The sequence below is a fragment of the Clostridium sp. genome, assembly GCF_021443865.1.
In the GTDB taxonomy this organism is placed as follows: Bacteria; Bacillota; Clostridia; order Clostridiales; family Clostridiaceae; genus Clostridium.
Genome location: NZ_JABUTB010000076.1, coordinates 12197 through 20611, shown reverse-complemented (window position 1 = coordinate 20611; position 8415 = coordinate 12197). Strand labels below are relative to the sequence as shown.

The window sequence follows — 8415 nt, the reverse complement described above, 5'->3', positions numbered from 1 at the left end:
AAATAAATAAATAAATAAATAAATAAATGAATGAAGAGTCTGATTTTTTCAGACTCTTTATTTAAAATGAAAAAATATTTCAAATAAAATGAAAAAAATATTCCATAAAGTGTTGATTTACTATTTTTTGGATGATAGAATTATATTAAAGAAAATAAAAAATAGAAAGGAAGTCTAGTATGAATTTGATTAATATGTTGAAGAAAGAAGAGATATCTCTAATAGTAAGTCTTCCAGAGAATAATGTAGGATTTGCTGAAGCAACATTATCAGCAGGAGCAGATATATTAAAGATTCACATTAATGTGGAACATAGAGCAAGCAAAACAAAATTTGGCTCTCTAGAAGAAGAACTAAGTAATATTAAAGAGATAGTTTCACTTTGTAAAAAGTATGATAGACCTATAGGAATTGTTGCAGGAGGACATGATAAAATACCAATGTCAGAAATTGATGGAATAATTAAAGAAGGTTTTAATTTTATTTCGTTATATGACAAACATATGAATCCATTAGTATTTAATAAAGATATCAATAAGATGGTAGCTATAGATAATGAATATAAATTAGAATATGTAAAAGCTTATGATGAATTACCTATAGATGTATTAGAGTGTTCTATTATGGATCCATCTACTTACGGAAATGAATTAACAGTAAGAGAGTTATTGCAGTATAAATCAATTAGAAAGGCTACTTCAAAACCTATAGTAGTACCAACTCAAAGGAGCATAACACCTGAACAGAGTATAGTATTACAACAAATTGGTATGAATGGGATAATGATTGGAGCAATAGTAACTGGTAAAACAAAAGAATCAATTTATGAAGCTACATTAAAATATAGAAAAGCTATAGATGATTTTAATAAAAAAGAGGATTAAATATGAATAATAAGGTTTTATATATACCACTAGATGACAGACCAGTAAATTTAGATTTAGTTATTCAATTAGCTAATCTTAGTGGATTGGAAATAAAAATACCTAAAATTGAAGACTTAGGCTTTTTTTTAAAGGAAGGAAATGTAGAGTCAATAGTAAACTGGTTAAATTGTGAAGATGGAGATGCATTAATAATATCCCTAGATATGTTTTTATATGGAGGATTAATAGCTTCTAGAACTGATAAAAAGTCTGCTGAAGATGCAATGAAAATACTAAATTATTTAAGAGAATATAAGAAGAATAATAATAAAGTAAAGATATATGCCTTTTCAAATATTATGAGATTATCTATATCTGTATCAAGTGATGAAAGCCAAGTATGGTGGGATAAAATAAATAAATATAATGAATTAAGATATAAGGTAGAATCATTAAATGAAATTGAATTAAAGAGAGACTTAGAACAATTAGAATTAGAAATACCAAAAGAAGTATTAAGTACTTATTTAAAGACTAGAGATAGAAATCATAAAATTAACATGGAAGCTATAGAACTTTTAAAAGATAAAATAATTGATTTTCTAATACTATCGCAAGAAGATTGCTCTAAATATGGACTTCATTTAATAGAGCATGAAAGGATACATGAAAAGATAAATAATTATAAGTTAAAAGATAAAGTATATGTTTATCCAGGAGCCGATGAAATTGGACAAATCCTTCTTAGTAGGTATGTAAACGATATAGAAAATTACAAGCCTAAAGTTTATATAGATTTTGATAATAAAAGTTTAGAAAATGTTATTCCCAAATTTGAAGATAGGCCTTTGAATGTAAATATAATTGAACATTTAAAGAGTACTAATGCAATAATAATAGACGACTATAATGAATGTGATTATATACTAGCTGTGACAACGCCAAATATTCCATATATAGATATGGCAGAAGGTAAAATAGAAAGATACAATAAAAACACTACTATTGATAAATTTGTTGAAAGAATAAAAAAATATGTTAAGGTAGGGAAAAATGTAGGAATTGTTGATTTATCTTTTGCAAATGGTGGAGATAAGTATCTTATTAGAAGATTAAAAGAAGAAAATCTATTACTTAAGGTACTGGCTTATGGAGCTTGGAATACTGCAGGAAATTCAATGGGTACTACAATTTCACATGGAAATATAATTTCAACTTTAATATCAAAAGGGATAATTGATTTTAATAATTCTTTACAAAGTCTAAAATTTTTAATAGAGAGATATTCTGATGATTATATGTATCAGAGTCATATTAGAAATGAAGTAAATAATGAAGTGTTAAAAGAAGGTTTAAGTATTTTTAATATAGGAAAAAGGGTAGATAGAATAGATAAATTTGTTGAAGAAAAACTAAGGATAATGATTAATGATTATTTTTATAAAAATGAAGTTAATTATTTAGAAGTTAAGGGGTTTATAGAAGAATTTACTGTAAAGGCAATATTGCCTTGGAATAGAACATTTGAAGTTAAATGTGAAGTGAGTGTGAATTTAAAAAAGGAGAGATGATATGATAATCAAAGGAAATAAAAGTTGTGATATTTTAATTATAGGCGGAGGACCATCTGGTATTATTGCAGCAAAGGCAGCAGTTTCAGAGGGCAATAAAGTAATTCTAATAGAAAGAGGGGGGTATTTAGGTGGATGTGCAACAAAAGCATTAGTAATACCTCTTATGACTTTTCATGCTGGGAAAAAGCAAATTGTAATGGGATATGCAAATGAACTTATTGAAAGAATTAAAAAAAATGGAGGAACAATAGGACATATTGAGGATCCTCTTGGAGTAGCATCTACTGTTACACCTGTAGAAACAGAGGTTTATAAATATGTAGCACAAGAATATTTGTTAGAAGCTGGAGTAGAGATTTTATATCATACTGAAGCTTTAGATGTAGAAGTTAATGAAAAAGATATAAAAACTATTACAGTAAAGACTAGATCAGGATTATATAAAATAAGTTCCAAATATTATGTTGACGCTACTGGTGATGGAGAAATAGCTTACCTTTCTGGAAATGAAATGAAGATAGGAAGGGAAAAGGATGGTAAATGTCAACCTATGACAATGATGTTTAAAGTAAGTAATGTTAATATAGATGAACTAATTAATTATGTTGAAAGTAATAGAGATGAATTTATATTAGGAGAAGATGTGAAAAGTCTTTATGATACTAAAAGAATTGCAATTTCAGGATTCTTTTCAAAAATAAAAGAGGCAACAGAAAATGGTGATTTTACAATAAATAGAGATAGAGTTCTGTTTTTTGAATTAAACAGAAGAGGCGAAGTTGCTATAAATATGAGTAGAGTTATAAATAAAATATCTGTTAGAGATTTTGATTTGTCTGAGGCAACCATAGAGGGCAGAAGACAGGTAATAGAAATATATAATTTTTTGAAAAAATATATACCAGGATTTAAAGATTCAATTTTAGTTCAATCTGGTGATGAAATAGGTGTTAGAGAATCTAGAAGGTTATTTGGAGAATATCAATTAACAGAAGAAGATATTTTTTCTAGAAGGATATTTGAAGATACAATAGCCCTTGGAAGTTGGCCAATAGATATCCATGATCCAGATGGTAAGGAATTAGATTTAAAAGAAATGAAAATGGGTGATTACTATGGAATACCATATAGAGCATTATTACCTAAGGAAATTAACAATTTAATAGTTACAGGAAGAGCAATAAGTACAACTCATGAGGCTTTTGCATCTATGAGAGTTTCTCCAATTTGCATGGCTTTGGGACAAGCTGCTGGGACTGCAGCAAGAATTTGCTTTGAAAAGAATAAAATCTTTAGAGAATTAAGCTATCTTGAACTTAGAGAAGAGCTACTAAAGAATAATCAAGTTGTCGAATAAGACAACTTGATGACACTATTTATGATAAATATCAATGCAAGGAGGTTGGTACATGAATTAGAAAATAAAGTTATATAAAATAATAAAAATTCCGAAAATTTTATCGAATGTAAAAGTGCAATTATAAAAATATTAAAAAAGGGGAATGAAAAAATGGGAGAAGTTTTAAATATTCAAGTTATTCTTATATTATTAGTTTTTGCTGGAATAACAGCACTTATGATATCTAAAAAGTTACCAACACTTTTAGCGTTACCACTACTAGGAATTGTAATAGCTATAATAGCAGGAGTTCCATTTATGACACCAAAAGAAGAAGGTGGTCAAACTTTGATGGCTCATGTAATTGGAGGAGGTTCAGTTAGACTTGCTAGTACAATGATGGCTGCAATATTTGGGGCAATGTTTGCAAAGGTTATTCAAAAACAGGGTGTATCAAATACTATAATTAGAAAAGCAGCAGAACTTGCAGGAGATAAACCTCTGACAATTGCATTTGTTTTAACAGCTGCATGTGCAGTAGTATTTTCAGCATTAGGTGGAGCTGGAGCAGTTATAATGGTAGCAACAATAGTAATCCCACTTATGCTATCAGCAGGGATAAAGCCAACAGTTGCAGCTGGTTCATTCCTAATGGGATTAGGTCTTGGAGGATTATTTAATGTTGCTAACTACCAATTTTATGTTGATGCAATAGGAATGGATATGGAACTAGTAAAATCAACATCTTTAGTTTTAGGAATAATATCTATTGTTGTGACTGCAGCTTATATATTAATTAATGTAAGAAGTAAAAGTGTAAGAAGTACTTGGGCAATGCCAAATAGTAATTTTGAAACAAAGACATATGAAGATGTAAATATATTTGCTTTATTATCACCATTAGTACCTATATTATTAGTATTTTTCTTTAAATTTAGTGCTGAACTTTCATTATTAATTTCAGTAGTATATACAATTTTAGTAACTAAACCATCACAAATAGTGCAAATTATAACAAGTTCTCTAATTGAAGGAATACAAGATGTAGCAGGGGTTATAGGATTAATGATAGGAATAGGTATATTATTAAATGGAGTATCAGCCACTTCTACAGTACAATTAATGCAACCACTTATAGGTTCTGTATTACCTACATCTCCAGTTCCATATATAATAATATTTACTATAGCATCTCCACTTGCATTATATAGAGGGCCACTTAATTTATATGGGTTGGGTTCTGGTATAGCAAATGTTATGTTAGCAGCAGGAACACTAAGCCCAGCAGCTATTGGAATGGCATTAAGATCTACAGGAGTAGTTCAAGGAATATCAGATCCAACTAATACTCACAATGTAATTGTTGCAGACTTTGCTAAAGTAGATGTTAATTCAGTATTAAAATCTACACTACCATATACAGTTTTAATCACTTGTTTATCATTAATATATACAGCTGTAATGATATTTTAAAAATATATAGACAAAGGTGTTTTACAAAATAAAAGGTGCGTATTAAACGCACCTTTGATAATGATTTACATTAGGAGGGGAAGAAAATGAGTAAGGTGAGAATTGGAATAGATGTTGGAGGAACATTTACAGATGCTGTTGTTATAGATAATAATAGTTTTGAAGTAATAGGAAAAGCTAAAATACCTACAACTCATCATGAAAAAGAAGGAGTTGCAAAAGGTGTTATAGAAGTTATAAAAAAGGTACTAGAAGAAAATAATATTTCTCCGAATGATGTAGTGTTTATAGCACATGGAACTACCCAAGCAACCAATGCCTTGTTAGAGGGAGATGTTGCAAGGGTTGGAATAATTGGAATGGGTAAGGGAATAGAAGGTGAAAGGGCAAAAAATGAAACAAAAGTAGAAAATATTGAGCTGTCTCCAGGGAAATATCTATATACAAAGCATAGGTATATAGATTCAGGAAATTTATCTGAAAAAGAAATTATAGATTCAATAGCTGAACTTAGGGAAGAAGGAGCAGAAGTTATTGTAGCATCAGAAAGCTATTCTGTAGATAACCCAGAGAATGAAAAGCTTATAATAGAAGAAGCATTTAATAGTGGAATGTATGCAACAGGAGGATATGAAATATCACAATTATATGGACTAAGAGCAAGAACTAGGACCTCAGTAGTAAATGGTGCATTAATTCCTAAAATGATGGAAACAGCAAATATGACAGAAGCATCAGTAAAAAATGCTAATATCAAAAAGCCTCTTATGATAATGAGATGTGATGGTGGTGTTATGACTATTGATGAGGTTAGAAAAAGACCAATATTAACAATGTTGTCTGGATTAGCTGCCGGAGTTGCAGGGGCTTTAATGTATGAAAAGGTTTCTGATGGAATATTTTTTGAAGTTGGAGGAACATCTACTGATATTTCTGTAATCAAAGATGGAAAAGTAATGATAAGGAATTCTCAAGTTGGAGGGCATAAACTTTATTTAAAATCTCTAGATGTCAGGACCCTAGGAGTTGCTGGTGGAAGCATGATTATTATAGAAAACAATAAAATTGTAGATGTTGGACCTAGAAGTGCACATATAGCAGATAAGGAATATGAAATATTTGCTGATACAGAGGAAATATCTAATCCAGAGTTAATTTATATATCTCCTAGACCAGAGGATAAAAGCAATTATGTAGCAATTAAATGTGATAATGGGAAAAGTTTTGCATTAACTTTAGCAGGAGCAGCTAATATATTAGGATATGTAGATAATAATGATTATGCTAGAGGTAATATAGAGGCTGGACTAAAAGCATGGGAAGTAATTTCAAAAGAAGTTAATATGTCTGTAGAAGAAGCTGCAAAAACAGTTATGGATATAGCTATAAATAAAGTGAAAAAAATAGTAGATGAATTAATTACAGAGTATAAACTAAATAAATCCATAATAAAACTTGTTGGTGGAGGGGGTTCTGCTTCAATAGTAACGCCATATCTATCAGAAGTTATGAATGTAAAATATAAAATTGCTAATAATGCGCCGTATATTTCTACTATAGGAGTAGCATTAGCATTAGTTAGAGAACAGATAGAAAGAAGTGTTATAAATCCTACGGAACAGGATATTAAAAAGATAAGAATGGATATTTTTGAAGCTGTTGTAAAATCGGGAGCAAATCCTGACACTGTTGAAATAACAGTAGACGTAGATGCTAAAAAGAATATTCTAAGAGCTTCAGCCACAGGAGCAACAGAGCTTAGAACTAAGGAATTAGGAGCTGATAAAAAGTCAAAGAATGAACTTGTAAAAATAGTTAGTGACTCAACAGGAGTTACTAAGGATAATATTGAAATAGTTGGACAAACAGGAAGATGGATAATATTTAAGTGTATCGAGACTACAAAAAAACTTTTTGGATTTATATCTAGTAAAAAAGAAAAAATTAGAATTCTTGATGAAGATGGAGTAATTAGATTACAAAAAGATAAAGGAAAAGTTCTATTTTGTACAAAGAAGGAACTTTACAAAAATTATAATAATTTTATAGATGAAAATACATTATTTACAGATGCAGGTGCACAACTTCCAAAGATATATATGATTTTTAAGCAAAAGCTTATAGATTTATCTGGAGTTATTAATAAGGATCAGTTATTAACATTAACTAATCTTGAAATTGATATACTAGATGATGATACAATGATTGGGATAATAGCTACTCAAGAGAATTAGAGGTGATTATATGAAAAACTTATATTTTTTAAAGGATGAAAACTTATCTTTATTAGAACTTATGGAAGATTCTCTATTTTATAAGATACCAAGGGAAAAAGTTAAATATTATATAGATGAATCAATTAAAATAGGAAAAAATGTAGCAAAGGAATATAACTGCAAAGATATAGAATCGCTTTTAAAGGAGAATGGAGTAGTAGTATTACTCAAGGAAAGTTGTGGTACTAAGAATATAGATATTAGAGGAGAAATAATTTTTGATAAAGAAGAAAAACAGATAATTATTTATAAAAATTCTATAGAGCAGATCATAGAAACTTTAAAGAAACATGGATTAATCATAACTAAAAAGCAAGTATATAATATTCATTTAGCACATGAATTCTATCATTTTTTAGAATATAGCAATAATGAAGCTACTAATTATAAGCTTGATAAAATAGAAATAATTTTAGGAGGATTTATTAAAAGAAAATATACCATACTAAAAACTAGAGAAATTGCAGCTCATGCATTTTGTAAAGAAATATTGAATTTAAAATTTCATCCTAAATTGCTAGACTATATATATTTAGTAGAAAATCAGAAAATTAATATAGTGGAATTAAAAAAACGCATTAAAGAATTAGAAGAAAATTATATAGATAATATTGCATAAGATATTTCTGATTATACTTGTATTTTTATATTGTTATATAATTATAGGAAGCTAAAATTAATAGCTTCCTATAATTATATTTAGGCAATTTATGCTGTATATAAAAATGATTTAAATACTTCTATAATTTTATAAATATCATCCTTTGTAATCCAATAATGAGTAACGAATCTCATAAGTCCATTTTCTACATCATTGACTTTTATATTATTTTCTAGAAAATACTTAACTAAGTTTTTAGTATTTATATTTTTATCTTTAAAACTAA

General features: G+C 28.5%; 6 protein-coding genes. All 6 read left to right on the top strand.

The annotated features are described in order from the left end of the window. Nucleotides 1-179: 179 nt before the first annotated feature. Nucleotides 180-884, top strand: coding sequence for a hypothetical protein (locus tag HUJ77_RS12225; protein WP_291709024.1), 705 nt, complete (start codon nucleotides 180-182; stop codon nucleotides 882-884). 2 nt (nucleotides 885-886) lie between these two features. Next, nucleotides 887-2437: a DUF4127 family protein gene (locus HUJ77_RS12220; protein WP_291709022.1), complete on the top strand. Its 1551-nt coding sequence runs from the start codon at nucleotides 887-889 to the stop codon at nucleotides 2435-2437. A 1-nt stretch (nucleotide 2438) separates the two neighbouring features. Beyond that, on the top strand, nucleotides 2439-3797 hold the full coding sequence (locus tag HUJ77_RS12215; protein WP_291709020.1) for an FAD-dependent oxidoreductase: 1359 nt from the start codon (nucleotides 2439-2441) through the stop codon (nucleotides 3795-3797). A 153-nt stretch (nucleotides 3798-3950) separates the two neighbouring features. Continuing rightward, a complete protein-coding gene (locus tag HUJ77_RS12210) occupies nucleotides 3951-5252 on the top strand; it encodes a transporter (RefSeq protein ID WP_291709018.1) in 1302 nt (433 codons plus the stop codon). A gap of 86 nt (nucleotides 5253-5338) precedes the next feature. Next, the gene (locus HUJ77_RS12205; protein WP_291709015.1) at nucleotides 5339-7486 is read left to right on the top strand and encodes a hydantoinase/oxoprolinase family protein; all 2148 of its coding nucleotides are present in this window, start codon (nucleotides 5339-5341) and stop codon (nucleotides 7484-7486) included. Nucleotides 7487-7496: 10 nt separating this feature from the next. Further along, nucleotides 7497-8147, top strand: coding sequence for a hypothetical protein (locus HUJ77_RS12200; protein WP_291709013.1), 651 nt, complete (start codon nucleotides 7497-7499; stop codon nucleotides 8145-8147). Nucleotides 8148-8415: the final 268 nt, after the last annotated feature.